A 16,407-nucleotide genomic window follows, 5' to 3' on the forward strand; every position below is an offset into this window, starting at 1 on the left:
CAGGAGCTCTTAGAACTTGAACGCGGGCGGATGCAGCGCGTTCTTCAGCGGCGCGACGAACGTCTCGAACACGGCCGACACGCGGAACTGCTTCTCGTCGATGCGCGTGATGATCTGCGCTTCCATCACCGGCGCCGTGCCGACGAAGGCCGCGATGCGCCCGCCGATGTTCAGCAGTTCCAGAAATTCCTGCGGCATCACGGGCAGGCCGCCCGACACGCAGATCACGTCGAACGGCGCGCCCTGGCTCCAGCCGCGCGCGCCGTCGCCGACGACCACTTCAGCATTCGTCACGCCGTTGGCCGCGAGGTTCTGCTTCGCGAATTCGGCGAGTTCCGGCGAGATCTCGACGGTCGTCACGCTGCGGCCGCGATGCGCGAGGAGCGCGGCCATGTAGCCCGAGCCCGAGCCGATTTCGAGCACCGTTTCGCCCTTGTGCACCGTTAGTTCTTGCAGGATGCGCGCTTCGATCTTCGGGGCCAGCATGCGCTCGCCGCCCGGCAGCGGAATTTCGAGGTCCGCGAAAGCGATGTTGCGATAGGCGGCGGGAACGTAGTTCTCGCGCTTGACGATCGACAGCAGGTTGAGCACGTCCAGGTCCAGCACATCCCAGGGACGAATCTGTTGCTCGATCATGTTGAAACGCGCTTGCTCGATGTTCATGTTCTGTGTGCGTGTTGACGACAGGAAACCGGTGCCCCGAAGCCCCGGCGCGAGCGGCCGGACGGGGCGGATTGACTTCGCGATTGTAGCAAACCGACGGGTTTTCCCGCCCGCCCTAATGCGGCAGGCGAATGTCGAGCTTGAACGTGGCGAGCCGCGCGACGAGGATGAACGCCGTCGAAAGCAGCACGTTGTAGATCGTGTCGACGTCCAGTTGCGCGAGGCCGAGATAGATCCAGCAGCCCGCGAAGGCGCACACCGCGTAGGGCCGCGAATCGCGCAGAATCAGCGGAATCTCGTTGCACAGCACGTCGCGCATGATGCCGCCGAAGACGCCGGTCGTGACGCCCATCATCGTCGCGGTGAACGCGGGCATCTGCGCATCGAGCGCGATGGACGTGCCCGACACGCTGAAGAGGCCGAGCCCGATCGCATCGGTGACGAGGAGCGCGCGCTGGTCGAACAGGCGCGAAGTCAGCCGCAGAAAAAGCGGCGCGAAGATCGCCATCGCGAAGATCGCGAGCACGTAATCCTGATGCTCGACCCAGTAGAACGGGCGGCGCGAGAGCAGCACGTCGCGCACCGTGCCGCCGCCGAAAGCGGTCGCGAGCGCCACGAGAAAGGCGCCCACGGCGTCGAGCCGCCGCTTTCGTGCTTCGATGAGGCCGGAGAGCGCATACGCGAAGATCGCGAACGCCTCCATGATGGAAATGGCGAGGGTGAGTCTCGGATGCACGGTCGTTCGGTCAGCGGGTCTTGTCTTGGGGATGATTGTGATGCCGCGGCGTGCCGCCCGGCTGCAATAGGACGAGCACGGCGCCCGCGCCACCGTCGTGCGGACGTGCCTGACAGAAGGCAATCACTTCCGCCTTCTGCGTGAGCCACGCGCGCACTTTGCCTTTAAGAATCGGTTCCTTGCCGATGGAGCCGAGCCCTTTGCCGTGAATCACGCGCAGGCAGCGCAGGCCGCGCTTCACCGATTCGCGGATGAATTCCGCGAGCGCCTCGCGCGCTTCTTCGCGCCGCATGCCGTGCAGATCGAGCTGCGCCTGGACGATCCACGCGCCGCGCCGCAGCTTCTTCACGACTTCCTGGCTGATGCCCGGCCGGCAGTAAGAAAGCGTCTCGTCGATATCGAGCAGGCTTTCCGGGTCGTACTCATCGGAGAGCGCCTCCTGCAACACGGCTTCCTCGTCGCGGCGACTTTGCAGCGGAAGCGGCGGCGGGGGCACGCGCGTCACGGTCATGCGCGGCGGCGTCTTGAGCGGCTCGATCTGGCCGATGGAGCGGCGAAACTCATCCGCGTGCGCGGCCGCTTCACGCTCGGCGAGCACCGCTGCGGCGCGTTCGGCGGCGCGCTTGTCGGCGTCGGCTTCCAGTGCGGTTTTCAGCGCGGCCAGCCCCGCGAGCCCGTCGCGCTTGACTGCGTCCTTGACATCGCGCGGATCGGCGGCCGGCGGCTTTTCGACAGCGGCCGCGCGCGGCGTCTGCGGACGGCGAGGCTTCGGTTCGTTCGGGTGAGGATGATTTTTCGGCATCGTTCGGCCAGAAAGTACGACTGCGCGGGCAGCGGCGGACGGGAGACGCGATCCGACGCAGCGCGCCGATTGTGCCACGGGCGCGGTCGTCGCCGAATGCGCCGGCGGGAAATAGCCTTTGACAATGCTGGAAACAAAAAACGGGCCGCGGCGCGAACCGGGGCCCGTTCTTCGACGAAATGGGTCGTCAAGGGTGAAGGCGCGCCGCGCCCTCGTGCTTACCGATCCTTTTCGTGGCTCATCGAGTGCGGCGTCGGCGTTTCGTCGATCGCTTCCAGATAACGCTGCGCGTCGAGCGCGGCCATGCAGCCGGTTCCCGCGCTGGTGATGGCCTGGCGGTAGATGTGGTCCTGCACGTCGCCCGCGGCGAACACGCCGGGGATGCTCGTTGCCGTCGCGTTGCCGCTCGTGCCGCCCTTGGTGATGATGTAGCCGTTCTTCATTTCCACCTGACCCGCGAAGAGCTCGGTGTTCGGCTTGTGGCCGATCGCGACGAACACGCCTTGCAGCGGAATGTCGGTGGTTTCGCCGGTCTGCGTGTGCTTGACGCGCAGGCCCGTGACGCCGGATTCGTCGCCGGTCACTTCGTCGAGCACGTGATTCCACTTGATGTCGACGACGCCTTCTTTCTCCTTCGCGAGCAGGCGGTCGATCAGGATCGGCTCGGCGCGGAACTTGTCGCGGCGGTGAATGACCGTCACTTTCTTCGCGATGCCCGACAGATACAGCGCTTCTTCAACGGCCGTGTTGCCGCCGCCGATCACAGCAACTTCGCCGTTGCGATAGAAAAAGCCGTCGCAGGTCGCGCAGGCCGACACGCCCTTGCCCATGAACGCCTGTTCCGACGGATTGCCGAGATATTGCGCCGACGCGCCCGTCGCGATGATGAGCGAATCGCACGTGTACTCACCGGCGTCGCCAATCAGCCGCAGCGGACGCTCGTTGAGCTTTGCGGTATGGATGTGGTCGAAGACGATTTCGGTGTTGAACCGGCGCGCGTGCTCTTCCATGCGCTGCATCAGTTCCGGACCCTGCACGCCCGAGGGATCGCCCGGCCAGTTTTCGACGTCGGTGGTGGTCATCAGCTGGCCGCCTTGCGCGAGGCCGGTGACGAGCAGCGGCGCCAGATTCGCCCGGGCCGCGTAGACGGCGGCGGAATAGCCGGCGGGGCCGGAACCGAGAATCAGCACTTTGGCGTGTTTGGGCGCGGGTTGCGGTGATGACATGATGGTGGTCCGTTATGGATGGTCGGATCGGCAGTGCATGCGCTCTGCTTCGCGCAGCAAGTTCGGCACCTGATGCGTGCCGCCGATGACCCGTAGTTGGATGCGAAACCTCGATTATAAAGGCCGCTGCGAAAGCGTTCCGAGTGAACCTTTCAATCGCTTTGATAGGCGCGCGTCGCAGATTTCACGCAGAAACGCGCGATGAACGGCATGTGAGGAGTGTTACAGGTTGCAAGAACGCGGCCGTTTTTGCGCCTTTCACCGCAATGCAGCGTTTACAATAGGTCACCGTTCATGCGGCCCCGATCTAACCGGCGGCGGCCGCGACAAGCGACACCGAATCAATGGCCAAAGCATCCTATTCCGCGAGCCCGCAGGCGTTGCCGCACCGCATGTCGCGGCTCTTCACCGAGATTCGCTGGATTCTCCAGGTCGCCCTCGGGCTCTTCCTCGTCATGGCGCTCATTTCGTACAGCCGGAAAGATCCGAGCTGGACGCACGCGGTGAGCGTCGATCACATTTCCAACTGGGCCGGGCGCGTCGGCGCGTACACGTCGGACATTCTGCTGCTGGTGTTCGGGCTGTCGTCGTACTGGCTCGTCGTGCTGCTCGGGCGGCGCATCGTCGCGAATTACCGGCGCATCGCGGAGCCGGCGGCGCAAGCATCGTCGGACGATGAAGGCGCGCCGCGCGACCGCACCTGGCTTGCCGAAGCGTTCGCATTCGTGCTCGTGCTGCTCGCAACGGACGGCATCGAGGCGCTGCGCATGTGGTCGCTCAAGGTGCCGCTGCCGCGCGCGCCGGGCGGCGTGGTCGGCGACATGATCGCGCGTCACGTGTCGCATGCGCTCGGCTTCACGGGCGCGACGCTGTTTTTGCTGATTGCGCTTGCCATCGGTCTGTCGCTGTATTTCCGCTTCTCGTGGCTCTCGGTGTGCGAGAAGGTCGGCGAGGGCATTCTCAATGCCATTACCGGCGCGCAACTGCGCCGCGAAGCGGGCCGCGATCGCAAGCTCGGCGAAGAAGCCGCATCGAAGCGCGAAGGCAAGGTCGTGCGTTCGCGCGTGAAGAGCGAGGATCACGAGCCGATCGTGATCGTGCCGCCGGTCGCGACGCCGCCGCGCTCGGAGCGCGTCGAGAAGGAAAAGCAGGTGCCGCTTTTCGCCGATTTGCCGGGCGATTCCACGTTGCCGGCCATCGCGTTGCTGGATCCGCCGCCGAAGACGCAGGAAACCATTGCCGCCGATACGCTCGAATACACGTCGCGCCTGATCGAGAAGAAGCTGAAGGACTTCGGCGTCGAAGTGAGCGTGGTCGCGGCGTATCCTGGGCCGGTCGTCACGCGCTATGAAATCGAGCCGGCGACGGGCGTGAAGGGCAGCCAGATCGTCGGGCTCGCGAAGGATCTGGCGCGCTCGCTGTCGCTGGTGTCGATTCGCGTGGTCGAGACGATTCCGGGCAAGAACTACATGGCGCTGGAGTTGCCGAATCAGCGCCGCCAGACGGTCAAGCTCTCCGAGATTCTCGGTTCCGAAGTCTACGCGGCGGCGGCCTCGCCGCTCACGATGGGCCTCGGCAAGGACATCGGCGGCAATCCGGTCTGCGCCGATTTGGCGAAAATGCCGCATTTGCTGGTCGCGGGCACGACGGGTTCGGGCAAGTCGGTCGGCATCAACGCGATGATCCTCTCGCTGCTCTACAAGGCGAGCGCGGAGCAGGTGCGGCTCATCCTGATCGATCCGAAGATGCTCGAAATGAGCGTCTACGAAGGCATTCCTCATCTGCTGTGCCCGGTCGTCACCGACATGCGGCAGGCCGGTCACGCGCTGAACTGGGCCGTCGCCGAGATGGAGCGCCGCTACAAGCTGATGAGCAAGATGGGCGTGCGCAATCTCGCGAGCTTCAACTCGAAGATCGACGAAGCGAAGAAACGCGACGAGAAGATCCCGAATCCGTTCAGCCTGACGCCCGACGATCCTGAGCCGCTCACGCGCCTGCCGAACATCGTCGTGGTGATCGACGAACTCGCCGATCTGATGATGGTCGTCGGCAAGAAGGTGGAAGAACTCATCGCGCGTATCGCGCAGAAGGCGCGGGCGGCGGGCATCCATCTGATTCTCGCGACGCAGCGCCCGTCGGTGGACGTAATCACCGGCCTCATCAAGGCGAACGTGCCGACGCGCATGGCGTTTCAGGTGTCGTCGAAGATCGACTCTCGCACGATTCTCGATCAGCAGGGCGCCGAATCGCTGCTCGGCATGGGCGACATGCTTTATCTGCCGCCGGGGTCGGGCCTGCCGGTGCGCGTGCACGGCGCGTTCGTGTCGGACGAGGAAGTGCATCGCGTGGTCGACAAGCTGAAGGAGCACGGCGAGCCGAATTACATCGAAGGTATTCTCGAAGGCGGCCTGGCGGGCGAGGGCGACGAAGGCGCGGCGGGCGCGGGCGGAACCGGCTCGACCGATGGCGAGTCCGATCCTTTGTACGATCAGGCGGTCGAGGTCGTCATCAAGAACCGGCGCGCGTCGATTTCGCTCGTGCAGCGGCACTTGCGCATCGGCTATAACCGCGCCGCGCGCCTCTTGGAACAGATGGAGAATTCGGGTCTCGTGTCCGCCATGTCGTCGAACGGCAACCGCGAGATCCTCACGCCCGCGCGCGAGTCGGAATAGCGCGGGCGGCTACGGAAGGAGAACAACAGCATGAAGCAGTACACGGGGAAGAAGGCACTCGGCGCGGCGCTGCTGTCGGCGTCGATGCTGTTTGCATCGCACGCATTCGCGAGCGGCACCGAGCAGTTGAAGATGTTCGTGTCGCAGGTTCACGCGGCGCGCGGCGACTTCACGCAGCAGGAAGTCAAGGCGCCGGGCAAGGTCAACAACGGCGCGAGCAGCACCACGACGCCGACCAAGGGCGCGACATCGAGCGGCACGTTCATGTTCGCGCGGCCCGGCAAGTTCATCTGGTCCTACGACAAGCCGTATTCGCAATTGTTGCAGGCCGACGGCGACAAACTCTACGTCTACGACAAGGACCTGAATCAGGTGACGGTGCGCAGTCTCGGCGGCGCGCTCGGCGCGAGCCCGGCGGCCATTCTCTTCGGCAGCAACGATCTGGAGAAGAACTTCACGTTGCGCGATGCGGGCGTGAAAGGCGGCATCGACTGGCTCGAACTCACGCCGAAGGCGAAGGACACGCAGTTCCAGACGGTCGGCATCGGCTTCAAGGACGGCAATCTCGAAGCGATGGAACTGCACGACGTATTCGGCAACGTGACGCTGCTCACGTTCTCGAACATCCAGACGAATCCGCCGGTCAAGGCCGACACCTTCAAGTTCAGCGTGCCGAAAGGCGCGGACGTCATCAACGGATGATGTCGCGGCGCGGCTCTTCGGAGCCGCGCGTCGCTTGTGGCACGTCTAGCGATATTCCGTGACGAGCGTCACGCGCATCGCTGACGGTGATCTGTTTTGCATCGACAACAGTCCGCCCGAAGCGCCGACGCGAAATGCGCCGTCGCTCGCTGCCGCGATGCGATGGCCGTTCCCGTCCACGAAATCCGTGACCAAGGCATCCGGTTTTGCATGATGGTTGTCGACCATCAGCGAAACGACGGCTTTCGGGGTGCTGTTCGGAAAGGCGTCGAACGCGACGGTCGCTGTTCGTCCGCTTTGCCTCAGTGTGGTCGATGCGCCTGCGTGCATGGCTGGGCCCGCCGATACTGCGAACGGCGGTGAGACTAGCGCGCCTCGGAACGTGATCGTGCCGCCCGGCATCGTGTACGCGTTCGCCGATAGGGCGAAGCAGGCCGTCATGCCCGCCATTGCGATTCGCCAGTTTCCCGCTCTGCGCAGCGTCATGTTGCTCATCGTGTTCCCCTTATTGCTCGTGTTATCGCGGTTCGATACGACGCGCATCGGCGGATACGGCCTTACTCGATCCTTCAATGCGTCAGACGATAATAAGAGGACTCCGATTGATTCGGCAATGACTTTTCGTTTGCACGGTTGAAAAAAGTGCGGTGCGTGTTGCCCAGGCAGATGTTAGATAGTTTCGACTGCTAAGAAGCTGCAATCACGATACGCGAGCGCCGTCGCTAGACTCGCGATGGGGGCATCGCTTCTCAACCGCCTTAACGGAAATCACAGCGCACCCAAGCACTTCTCCACAGCTTCTGTGCAGCGCCCTGTGGAAAAGCGCCTGACAAGTCGCCTAGGGCGTTGATTCGCGAGCCGAATCCGCGCGCGCTGGCATTCCGGTCACGAAGCGACCGCAGCCCGCCGCGTCGACACCAGCAGCAGATAGCACACCGCGCCGAGGGCGAGCGCCGGCAGCGTCGCGCCGAGATTCGGCAGCCATGTATTGATACCGTGATAGGCCGCGATCCCGACCGCCCACGCGATGAACGCGCTCACGTGCCAGCCGCCCGAGTAGCCGTAGCGCCCGTCGAGACGGCCGACCGCGGCGGCATCCACGCGGCGCTTTCGCACGATGAAGTGATCCGCCAGTACGACGCCGAAAAGCGGCGCGAACACCGAGCCGATCAAGAGCAGGAAGTTCTGATACTTGCCCATCGCGACGACGAGCGCGACCAGCGTGCACAGCGCGCCGAACGCCGCCGACAACATCGGCACGCTCGCGCGCGCCCAGAACGTGCCGGTGGACACGGCCGCCGAGTGGATGTCGGCGAAGGCGTTGTCGATTTCATCGATCAGAATCAGCAGCAGAGCAATGCCGCCGCCCGCCTGCGCGAGCGCGACGGTGAGCAGCGTGTCGCCGCCGCCCGCCGCCAGCCCATATACCGCGCCGAGCGCATAGAACCAGAGATTCGCGATGCCGTAGCCGAGCAGCGTGCCGCGAAACGTGCCGCTCGCGCTGCGGCCGAAGCGCGTGTAATCGGCGATGAGCGGCAGCCACGACAGCGGCATCGCCACCACGAGGTCGATGCCCGCGCCGAACGCCATTTCGCCGGTGCCGGGGCGCGCCATCAGCGCGGCGAAATCGTGCTTCGACAGCAGATTCCACGTCAGCCAGCCGGCCCCGCCGAGCAGGAGCCAGATGCCCCAGGTGCGCAAGAAGCGCCGCACGAACGAGAGCGGCCCGCTCACCGCGAGCAGCGTCGCGAGCGCGCCGAAAAGGAGCGTCCAGACGAGCGGCATCGAGAGATGCAAGGATTGTTTGGCGAGCGCGTCGGCGGAATCGCGCATCACGATGATCTCGAACGATCCCCAGCCGACCAGTTGCACCGCATTGAGCACGGCGGGCACCGACGCGCCGCGCACGCCGAGCGTCGGGCGCAGCGAGGACATGGCCGCGAGCCCGGTATCCGTGCCGACCACGCCCGCGAGCGCCAGCAGCACGACGCCGATCACCGTGCCGATGGCGATCGCGGCGAGCGCATGCGGCAGCGACAGTCCCGGCACCAGCAGCGCGCCCGCCTGCGCGACGAGCAAGCCGATGCCGAGCGAGAACCACAGCGCGAAGGCGTCGCTCACGCCGAAGGCGCGGCGCTCGGAGGGCACCGGCACGAGCGGCGCGTAGGTGGAGGTGTTCTCTTGCTGCATCGAAAGGTCTGCCTATAGAAGTCGGTTGGAGCGGCGCCGTTCGCGCCCGGCGCGCGGCTGTCATAATCACCCGAATCGTGCGCGATTGTGCCTGCCGTCGCTCGGCTTGAAAACTAGGCCGAACGGCCGATGCCAAGTGCCCGGTAAAAAGCGCAACATTATCGCCGCCTGCGGATTCTGCGCGCGAGCCCGCATCCATTTGCTTCAATCGCCTGAAATTGCGTCCACAGCACATGTTCGAAGAAAACCGTGGCACCGTTCCGCTCGCGGAGCGTCTGCGTCCCCGCACCATCGACGAAGTCATCGGGCAGAAGCATCTGCTCGGGCCGAGCAAGCCGCTGCGCGTCGCGTTCGAGTCGGGCGAGGCGCACTCGATGATTTTGTGGGGCCCGCCCGGCGTCGGCAAGACCACGCTCGCGCGCCTCATGGCAGCGGCCTTCGACGCCGAGTTCATCTCGCTGTCGGCGGTGCTCTCCGGCGTGAAGGATATCCGCGAGGCCGTCGAGACGGCGCAGATTCATCGCGCGAACGGGCGGCAGACGCTCGTGTTCGTCGACGAGGTGCATCGCTTCAACAAGAGCCAGCAGGATGCGTTCTTGCCGCACGTCGAGTCGGGGCTTTTCGTGTTCGTCGGCGCGACGACGGAAAATCCGTCGTTCGAAGTGAACAGCGCGTTGTTGTCGCGCGCGGCCGTGTATGTGCTGAAGAGTCTCGATGCCGACGAGCTGAAGGAACTGCTCGAACGGGCGACGGCCGAGCTCGGCGGACTGACGTTCACGGACGAAGCGCGCGAGGCGCTCGTCGGTTCGGCCGACGGCGACGGCCGCAAACTGCTGAACAATCTGGAGATCGTCGCGCGGGCGGCGGCGCAGCAGAAGAAGACCGAGGTGGACGGCGCGCTGCTCGGCAGCGCGCTTGCCGAAAATCTGCGCCGTTTCGACAAGGGCGGCGACGCGTTCTACGACCAGATCAGCGCGCTGCACAAGTCGGTGCGCGGCAGCAATCCGGACGCCGCGCTGTACTGGTTCTGCCGCATGCTCGACGGCGGCGCGGACCCGCGTTATCTCGTGCGGCGCATCGTGCGCATGGCGTGGGAGGACATCGGGCTCGCCGACCCGCGCGGCGCGCGCATCGCGCTCGACGCCGCCGAAACGTACGAGCGTCTCGGCACGCCGGAGGGCGAACTCGCGATCGCGCAGGCGCTCATTTATCTCGCCGTCGCGCCGAAATCGAACGCGGGCTACAACGCGTACAACGAGGCGCGGCGGTTCGTCAGCCGGGATCAGTCGCGTGGCGTGCCGGTGCATCTGCGCAACGCGCCGACCAAGCTGATGAAAGAACTCGGCTATGGTCACGAGTACCGCTACGCGCACGACGAGCCGGACGCGTACGCCGCGGGCGAAACGTATCTGCCGGACGGCATGCGCGATCCGCACTGGTATCAGCCGACGCCGCGCGGCCTCGAAGGCAAGATCGGCGAGAAGCTCGCGCGGCTTTCCGAGCTCGACGAAGCCTGGCGCCGCGAGCATCCGGACCCGAAGAAGCGTTGAGCGTCGTTTCGCTGCGGCACGACGCGCATTTCGCGAAGCGATCCCGCGATGCCCGCGAACGCCTGAGCCCGTGCGCTAGAATCGGCGTTTCCGGATACTTAACAAACGCAGCCCCGCCATGCTCGACATTCAACTCCTTCGCAAAGACCTGGACGGCGTCGCGAAGCGCCTCGCCGATCGAGGCTACACGCTCGACGTCGCCGCCTTCGCCGCGCTCGAAGCCGAGCGCCGCGAGATTCAGACGCGCACCGAAGAACTGCAGGCGCGCCGCAATAGCCTGTCGAAGCAGATCGGCGCGATGAAGGGCCGCGGCGAGGACACGTCGGCGGTGATGGCGGAAGTGAGCGGCATCGGCGACACGATGAAGGAATCGGCGGCGAAGCTCGAAGACATTCAGAAGCGCCTGTCGGACCTCATGCTGACCGTGCCGAACCTGCCGCACGAAAGCGTGCCCGTCGGCCAGGACGAGACGCAGAACGTCGAAGTGCGGCGCTGGGGCGCGCCGCGCGCGTTCGACTTCGAGGTCAAGGACCACGTGGACGTCGGCGCGCCGCTCGGACTCGATTTCGAGACCGGCGCGAAACTCTCGGGCGCGCGCTTCACGCTGCTGCGCGGGCCGATTGCGCGGCTGCATCGCGCGCTCGCGCAGTTCATGATCGACACGCATACGGAACAGCACGGCTACACCGAGGCGTACACGCCGTACATCGTGAACCCGGAAATTCTGTACGGCACGGGCCAGTTGCCGAAATTCGCCGACGACATGTTCCGCGTGGAGAAGGGCGGCGACGAGAATACCGTCACGCAGTACCTCATTTCGACGTCCGAGATTTCGCTGACGAATACGGTGCGCGACAGCATTCTCGAAGCGAGCGCGCTGCCGGTGAAGCTGACGGCGCATTCGCCGTGCTTCCGCTCGGAGGCGGGTTCGTATGGCCGCGATACGCGTGGTCTCATTCGCCAGCATCAGTTCGACAAGGTGGAGATGGTGCAGGTCGTCGCGCCCGAACACTCGTACGCGGCGCTCGACGAGATGGTCGGGCAGGCCGAAGCCATTTTGCAGAAGCTCGAGCTGCCGTATCGCGTGATCACGCTCTGCACGGGCGACATGGGTTTCTCGGCAGCGAAGACGTTCGATCTGGAAGTGTGGCTGCCGGCGCAGAACACGTATCGCGAGATCTCGAGCTGCTCGAACACCGAAGCGTTCCAGGCGCGGCGCATGCAGGCGCGCTTTCGCAACGCGCAGAACAAGCCGGAGTTCGTGCACACGCTCAACGGATCGGGGCTCGCGGTCGGCCGTACGCTCGTCGCCGTGCTGGAGAACTTCCAGAATGCGGACGGCTCAGTGACCATTCCGGCCGCGCTGCGTCCCTACATGCGCGGCGCGGAGCGGATTGAAGCGCCGGCTGCGTGATGTTTATTTGCAAAAAGGTGCTTGGAAACCTTTCACGACTTCGATATACTTCGATTCTTCGTTGAGCAACGACCCGTTCAGCGAAGGCCGGCAGCAGCAAGCTGGTAGACGGAAAGGTGGCAGAGTGGTCGAATGTACCTGACTCGAAATCAGGCGTACGGTTTCCCCGTACCGTGGGTTCGAATCCCACCCTTTCCGCCAAAATTCAAAACCCCGCAAGTCGTCAGGCTTGCGGGGTTTTTCCTTTTTGGGGCTGCCGTCGGAACGCATGGATGTCATGCGTTCATCTTTCAACAGGCGGGCGCGCGTATCGCTTGTAGCGCCCTCAAACCGCGCAGCGCGCCACATCGAAGCGCAGTTCGGGCTCGGGCACGCCACCGTCGTCCGACGCGGCGTGCTGCACTTTGACGATCGACCCGTAGCCCGACGGCGTCAGCGTCACGAGCCACGCGTTCGATCCTACGAGAAGCTCCGTCGAGCCCTGATCGCGCGTCATCTGCGCCGATGGCAGCATGCGCTGAAGGCAACTGGATACATCCGACGCCGTGCGCGCCGAGGACACATAGATCACAGGTTTCGATGCCCGCAGTTCCGGGCCACTCGTCGATCCACACGCGGCGAGCGCCGCCGCAGCCGACGCCAACACACAAGCCAAACTCAAGCGATACAAGCTCATAACGCTCCGTACGAAAAGTCGATTCGTCGCACTTGAACACAGACGAAGACGCATCGCAAGGGCAGCGATCGGGCGAGAGATGCAGCCCGAAAGCAGCCGGCGACGAAAGCGGGAATGCTATCATCGGCCTCATTGTCCTCGTGCGCGGCGCGCGTCGAACGTTCGCGAACGGCGGCCCGGCGCCCGCATGCAGGCGGCACGAATCCATCCGCATCGCTCAATGGCCATCACGCTCAAGACCCCCGCCGACATCGAAAAGTTGCGCATCTCTGGCCGCATGGCCGCCGAAGTTCTCGCGATGATCGCCGAACACGTCCGCCCCGGCGTCACCACGGACGAACTCGACGCCATCTGCAACCGGTTCATCGTCAACGAACTCAAGGCCGTGCCGGCTAATGTCGGCTATATGGGCTTTCCGAAGACCGTCTGCACCTCGGTGAATCATGTCGTCTGCCACGGCATACCGGGACCGAAGGAACTGAAAGACGGCGACATCATCAACATCGACGTCGCCATCATCAAGGACGGCTACTTCGGCGACACGAGCCGCATGTATTACGCGGGCACGCCCGGCAAGGAAGCGCGCCGCCTCACCGAGACGACCTACGAAGCGATGCTCGCAGGCATCCGCGAGGTGCGTCCCGGCGCGACGCTCGGCGATATCGGCTTCGCGATTCAGTCGGTCGCGCATCGCGAAGGCTTTTCGGTCGTGCGGGAGTACTGCGGGCACGGCATCGGGCGCGTGTATCACGAAGACCCGCAAGTGCTGCACTACGGCCAGAAGGGCGCCGGTCTGCGACTGAAGCCGGGCCTCGTCTTTACCATCGAGCCGATGATCAACGCGGGCCGCGCGGCCACGCAGCAATCGCGCGATGGCTGGACGGTGACCACCAAGGACCGGTCGCTCTCCGCGCAGTGGGAGCACATGGTCGCCGTCACCGACGACGGCTACGAAGTGCTCACGCCGTGGCCGGATGGCACGGGCGCGTATCAGATGCCGTGAGCCCCGCCGCGAGGAGGCGGTGTGCGCTGTAAGGCACTTACCGACGATTTAGGAATTGACGGGTTCGCCCGTTCGGTTGAAGCTACGCCAATGGGCCATGTGTCCGAGCCGCTGCCAGCGTTCGAAGCACAGCCAGCAAGCCAGAGAGATAATTGCCCGCATGAGTCCCTCACTGACCGTCAGCCGCATTGCCGCGCAACAGGGTTCGGTCCTGCGCGAGCTTCGCACTGCGTCGCTGCGCGAAGCGCCCTACGCGTTCGGCGAGACGCTCGAAGATGCACTGCTCGTCGATCCCGCATCGTTCGATCAGACCGCCGCGCTGCACGCCAGCTCGCCCCGGCTCGCGACGTTTCTGCTGTACACCGAAGGTCATCCCGCGGGGCTCGTGCATGCGTACATCGAGGAGAGCGGCGACAAGCGCGCGTTCGTGAGCGCGCTGTGGGTCGCGCCGGCTGTGCGTCATCTGCGCGGCGGTGAACTGCTCGTAAACGTCGCGTCGCAATGGCTCGCCGAGCAGGGCGTATCCGAAGTGCATGCCTGGATCGCCGATGAAAACCGCACCGCGATGCGCTTCTACGAACGGCTCGGCTTCGGTCCCACGGGCGATCGCCGCGCCATGCCTCCGAGCGAGCAGGAAGCCGAATCGCTCTACGTGCGTCACGTGAAGCCCGGGCACGACGCCTGAGACTTTCGGGCGCATCTCGTCGCGCGTTCTTCCTTTCCAGTGGCTGAAAATCGGTCTTAAAAACTATGGCCGCGAGCGTGTACGCCTGTAAAATACGCAAAATTTTTGGCCGTTCCTATGTCGCTCAACAAAACGCCCTTCTTCGAACTGCGCAGCGGCTCCGTCGACACGCTTCTCTTCGTCGTCAAGACTCCAGACCTCGATGCCCTGCGCACCGAACTCACGCGGCGCTTCGAGGCGACTCCCGAATTCTTTGCTAATGATGTCGTCGCCATCGACGTGCGGCGTCTCGCGGCTTCGGGCAACGGCGGCGAAGGCGAACGCATCTCGCTCGCGGACCTCGAAGCGCTGCTCAAAAGCGTGCGCATGCGGCCGGTGGGCGTCGTCGCGCTGCCCGCGCAGACGTGGGCGATCCAATGGGCGAATTCGGGCGGCCTGCCAATTCTCGAAGCACGCGATCGCCGCGGCGCGCCGAAGCCGTCGGTGGACGAAGCCAAGCCCAACACCGAAGCCGCAGCCGTCATCGAAGCGGCTGTCGCCAAGGAACCGCCGCCGGCCGTTCCACAACCGGCGACCATCATCGACCGGCCGCTGCGCTCGGGGCAGCAGGTCTACGCGAAGGGCGATCTCATCGTGCTCGGGCTCGTGTCCTACGGGGCGGAAGTCATCGCGGAAGGCAACATCCACGTCTATGCGCCGCTGCGGGGCCGCGCACTCGCCGGCGTGCACGGCAATCTCGACGCGCGCATCTTCTGCACGTGTCTCGAACCGGAACTGATCTCCATCGCGGGGATCTACCGGACGACCGAAAACCCGCTGCCCGCCGACGTGGCGAGCAAGCCCGTGCAAATCTGGCTGGACGAAGAAAAACTCATGATCGAACCGCTGCGGCTGACCTGAAGCCGCGCGCCCGGTGCGATGGCGCGCGCTCATGCAGGGAGCGCAGGCGGACCCATTTGACGAACACAAGGTACTTGTATGGCAAAAATCATTGTGGTGACTTCGGGGAAGGGCGGCGTCGGCAAGACGACCACGAGCGCGAGTTTCGCATCGGCGCTCGCGATTCGCGGCCACAAGACGGCCGTGATCGACTTTGACGTCGGTCTGCGCAACCTCGACCTCATCATGGGCTGCGAACGCCGCGTGGTGTACGACCTCATCAACGTGATCCAGGGCGAGGCGAACCTGCATCAGGCGCTCATCAAGGACAAGAAGTGCGAGAACCTCTACATCCTTCCGGCGTCTCAAACTCGTGACAAGGACGCGCTCACGCTCGAAGGCGTCGAGAAGGTCATCAACGAACTGATCAAGATGGACTTCGAGTACATCGTGTGCGATTCGCCGGCCGGTATCGAGTCGGGCGCGCTGATGGCCATGCACTTCGCCGACGAAGCGCTCATCGTGACGAATCCGGAAGTGTCGTCCGTGCGCGACTCGGACCGCATTCTCGGCATTCTCGCGTCGAAGACGAAGCGCGCGATGGAAGGCAAGGAGCCCGTGAAGGAGCATCTGCTCATCACGCGCTACAACCCGAAGCGCGTGTCCGAAGGCGAGATGCTGTCGCTCAACGACATTCAGGAGATTCTGCGCATCGACCTGATCGGCGTGATTCCGGAATCGGAAGCGGTGCTGCATGCATCGAATCAGGGCTTGCCGGCCGTGCATCTCGACGGCACGGATGTCGCGGAAGCCTACAAGGACGTGGTGTCGCGTTTCCTCGGCGAGGACAAGGCGCTGCGTTTCACCGACTATCAAAAGCCTGGTCTGCTGCAACGCATCTTCGGCACCAAGTAAGGGGACGCAATGTCGATTCTTTCGTTTTTGCTGGGCGAGAAGAAGAAGTCCGCTTCGGTCGCGAAGGAACGCTTGCAGTTGATCATTGCGCACGAGCGCGCGGGTGGCAAAGCCGCCGCCGATTACCTGCCGGCGTTGCAACGAGAACTCGTTGCCGTGATTTCGAAATACGTGAAGATTTCCGATGACGATATTCGGGTGAGCCTCGAACGTCAGGACGATCTCGAAGTGCTGGAAGTCAAGATCGAGATTCCACAGGCCTAGCGCCGCCGTCGGTCCGCGCGGCGCCTGCTG

The 16,407-nt window shown here is 64.4% G+C and carries 16 protein-coding genes and 1 tRNA gene; 11 read left to right on the top strand and 6 right to left on the bottom strand.

Translation table 11 applies throughout. From position 1 onward, the window contains the following. Positions 1-9: 9 nt before the first annotated feature. The 4 genes from HWX53_RS05125 to trxB all read right to left on the bottom strand — a co-directional run bounded on the left by HWX53_RS05125 (position 10) and on the right by trxB (position 3,427). A complete protein-coding gene (locus HWX53_RS05125; RefSeq protein WP_175939729.1) occupies positions 10-663 on the bottom strand; it encodes a protein-L-isoaspartate O-methyltransferase in 654 nt (217 codons plus the stop codon). 115 nt (positions 664-778) lie between these two features. Further along, on the bottom strand, positions 779-1,399 hold the full coding sequence (locus HWX53_RS05130) for a trimeric intracellular cation channel family protein (RefSeq protein WP_175939730.1): 621 nt from the start codon (positions 1,397-1,399) through the stop codon (positions 779-781). 10 nt (positions 1,400-1,409) lie between these two features. After that, on the bottom strand, positions 1,410-2,201 hold the full coding sequence (locus tag HWX53_RS05135; protein WP_175939731.1) for a Smr/MutS family protein: 792 nt from the start codon (positions 2,199-2,201) through the stop codon (positions 1,410-1,412). A gap of 218 nt (positions 2,202-2,419) precedes the next feature. Beyond that, positions 2,420-3,427 carry a thioredoxin-disulfide reductase gene (gene trxB / locus HWX53_RS05140; RefSeq protein ID WP_175939732.1) on the bottom strand — a complete coding sequence of 336 codons (1,008 nt, stop codon included), beginning with the start codon at positions 3,425-3,427 and terminating at the stop codon, positions 2,420-2,422. Between the two features lie 344 nt (positions 3,428-3,771). Here trxB and HWX53_RS05145 point away from each other — a divergent pair, with 344 nt between their 5' ends. From HWX53_RS05145 to HWX53_RS05155, 3 genes are all read left to right on the top strand, one after another. Continuing rightward, on the top strand, positions 3,772-6,099 hold the full coding sequence (locus tag HWX53_RS05145; RefSeq protein WP_175939733.1) for a DNA translocase FtsK: 2,328 nt from the start codon (positions 3,772-3,774) through the stop codon (positions 6,097-6,099). Positions 6,100-6,129: 30 nt separating this feature from the next. Further along, a complete protein-coding gene (lolA, locus tag HWX53_RS05150) occupies positions 6,130-6,801 on the top strand; it encodes an outer membrane lipoprotein chaperone LolA (protein ID WP_175939734.1) in 672 nt (223 codons plus the stop codon). Positions 6,802-7,018: 217 nt separating this feature from the next. Next, positions 7,019-7,438 (top strand): hypothetical protein, encoded by a 420-nt coding sequence (locus HWX53_RS05155; RefSeq protein WP_175939735.1) that lies wholly within the window; start codon positions 7,019-7,021, stop codon positions 7,436-7,438. 248 nt (positions 7,439-7,686) lie between these two features. On the opposite strand, the gene cytX is transcribed toward HWX53_RS05155, so the two are convergent. Continuing rightward, positions 7,687-8,991, bottom strand: a complete 1,305-nt coding sequence (gene cytX, locus HWX53_RS05160) for a putative hydroxymethylpyrimidine transporter CytX (protein ID WP_175939736.1) — start codon at positions 8,989-8,991, stop codon at positions 7,687-7,689. Between the two features lie 233 nt (positions 8,992-9,224). On the opposite strand from cytX, the gene HWX53_RS05165 reads away from it, so the two are divergent. The 3 genes from HWX53_RS05165 (at position 9,225) to HWX53_RS05175 (ending at position 12,156) form a co-directional block, all read left to right on the top strand. Then, positions 9,225-10,541 carry a replication-associated recombination protein A gene (locus tag HWX53_RS05165; RefSeq protein WP_175939737.1) on the top strand — a complete coding sequence of 439 codons (1,317 nt, stop codon included), beginning with the start codon at positions 9,225-9,227 and terminating at the stop codon, positions 10,539-10,541. A 118-nt stretch (positions 10,542-10,659) separates the two neighbouring features. Then, positions 10,660-11,955 carry a serine--tRNA ligase gene (gene serS, locus HWX53_RS05170; protein WP_175939738.1) on the top strand — a complete coding sequence of 432 codons (1,296 nt, stop codon included), beginning with the start codon at positions 10,660-10,662 and terminating at the stop codon, positions 11,953-11,955. A 110-nt stretch (positions 11,956-12,065) separates the two neighbouring features. Then, positions 12,066-12,156 (top strand) — tRNA-Ser (locus tag HWX53_RS05175). A gap of 124 nt (positions 12,157-12,280) precedes the next feature. On the opposite strand, the gene HWX53_RS05180 is transcribed toward HWX53_RS05175, so the two are convergent. Continuing rightward, positions 12,281-12,631 (bottom strand): hypothetical protein, encoded by a 351-nt coding sequence (locus HWX53_RS05180; RefSeq protein ID WP_175939739.1) that lies wholly within the window; start codon positions 12,629-12,631, stop codon positions 12,281-12,283. A gap of 220 nt (positions 12,632-12,851) precedes the next feature. On the opposite strand from HWX53_RS05180, the gene map reads away from it, so the two are divergent. The 5 genes from map to minE all read left to right on the top strand — a co-directional run bounded on the left by map (position 12,852) and on the right by minE (position 16,377). Next, a complete protein-coding gene (gene map, locus HWX53_RS05185) occupies positions 12,852-13,634 on the top strand; it encodes a type I methionyl aminopeptidase (protein WP_175940617.1) in 783 nt (260 codons plus the stop codon). Positions 13,635-13,794: 160 nt separating this feature from the next. Beyond that, a complete protein-coding gene (locus HWX53_RS05190) occupies positions 13,795-14,319 on the top strand; it encodes a GNAT family N-acetyltransferase (RefSeq protein ID WP_175939740.1) in 525 nt (174 codons plus the stop codon). 117 nt (positions 14,320-14,436) lie between these two features. After that, positions 14,437-15,219 carry a septum site-determining protein MinC gene (gene minC / locus HWX53_RS05195; protein ID WP_175939741.1) on the top strand — a complete coding sequence of 261 codons (783 nt, stop codon included), beginning with the start codon at positions 14,437-14,439 and terminating at the stop codon, positions 15,217-15,219. 78 nt (positions 15,220-15,297) lie between these two features. Beyond that, positions 15,298-16,113, top strand: a complete 816-nt coding sequence (gene minD / locus HWX53_RS05200) for a septum site-determining protein MinD (RefSeq protein ID WP_175939742.1) — start codon at positions 15,298-15,300, stop codon at positions 16,111-16,113. A gap of 9 nt (positions 16,114-16,122) precedes the next feature. Further along, entirely contained in the window at positions 16,123-16,377 is a 255-nt protein-coding gene (minE, locus tag HWX53_RS05205) for a cell division topological specificity factor MinE (protein ID WP_106855712.1), read from the top strand. The last annotated feature ends 30 nt before the right edge of the window (positions 16,378-16,407 follow it).

This window comes from Caballeronia sp. BCC1704 (assembly GCF_902833455.1).
Taxonomy (GTDB): Bacteria; Pseudomonadota; Gammaproteobacteria; order Burkholderiales; family Burkholderiaceae; genus Caballeronia.

Bases quoted from the DNA above. Each gene is read 5' to 3' on its own strand.
- minE (WP_106855712.1), top strand. From the start codon at position 16,123: ATGTCGATTCTTTCGTTTTTGCTGGGCGAGAAGAAGAAGTCCGCTTCG.
- HWX53_RS05165 (WP_175939737.1), top strand. From the start codon at position 9,225: ATGTTCGAAGAAAACCGTGGCACCGTTCCGCTCGCGGAGCGTCTGCGT.
- map (WP_175940617.1), top strand. From the start codon at position 12,852: ATGGCCATCACGCTCAAGACCCCCGCCGACATCGAAAAGTTGCGCATC.
- HWX53_RS05125 (WP_175939729.1), bottom strand. From the start codon at position 663: ATGAACATCGAGCAAGCGCGTTTCAACATGATCGAGCAACAGATTCGT.
- HWX53_RS05145 (WP_175939733.1), top strand. From the start codon at position 3,772: ATGGCCAAAGCATCCTATTCCGCGAGCCCGCAGGCGTTGCCGCACCGC.
- HWX53_RS05190 (WP_175939740.1), top strand. From the start codon at position 13,795: ATGAGTCCCTCACTGACCGTCAGCCGCATTGCCGCGCAACAGGGTTCG.
- lolA (WP_175939734.1), top strand. From the start codon at position 6,130: ATGAAGCAGTACACGGGGAAGAAGGCACTCGGCGCGGCGCTGCTGTCG.
- HWX53_RS05135 (WP_175939731.1), bottom strand. From the start codon at position 2,201: ATGCCGAAAAATCATCCTCACCCGAACGAACCGAAGCCTCGCCGTCCG.
- minC (WP_175939741.1), top strand. From the start codon at position 14,437: ATGTCGCTCAACAAAACGCCCTTCTTCGAACTGCGCAGCGGCTCCGTC.
- minD (WP_175939742.1), top strand. From the start codon at position 15,298: ATGGCAAAAATCATTGTGGTGACTTCGGGGAAGGGCGGCGTCGGCAAG.
- serS (WP_175939738.1), top strand. From the start codon at position 10,660: ATGCTCGACATTCAACTCCTTCGCAAAGACCTGGACGGCGTCGCGAAG.
- HWX53_RS05180 (WP_175939739.1), bottom strand. From the start codon at position 12,631: ATGAGCTTGTATCGCTTGAGTTTGGCTTGTGTGTTGGCGTCGGCTGCG.
- trxB (WP_175939732.1), bottom strand. From the start codon at position 3,427: ATGTCATCACCGCAACCCGCGCCCAAACACGCCAAAGTGCTGATTCTC.
- cytX (WP_175939736.1), bottom strand. From the start codon at position 8,991: ATGCAGCAAGAGAACACCTCCACCTACGCGCCGCTCGTGCCGGTGCCC.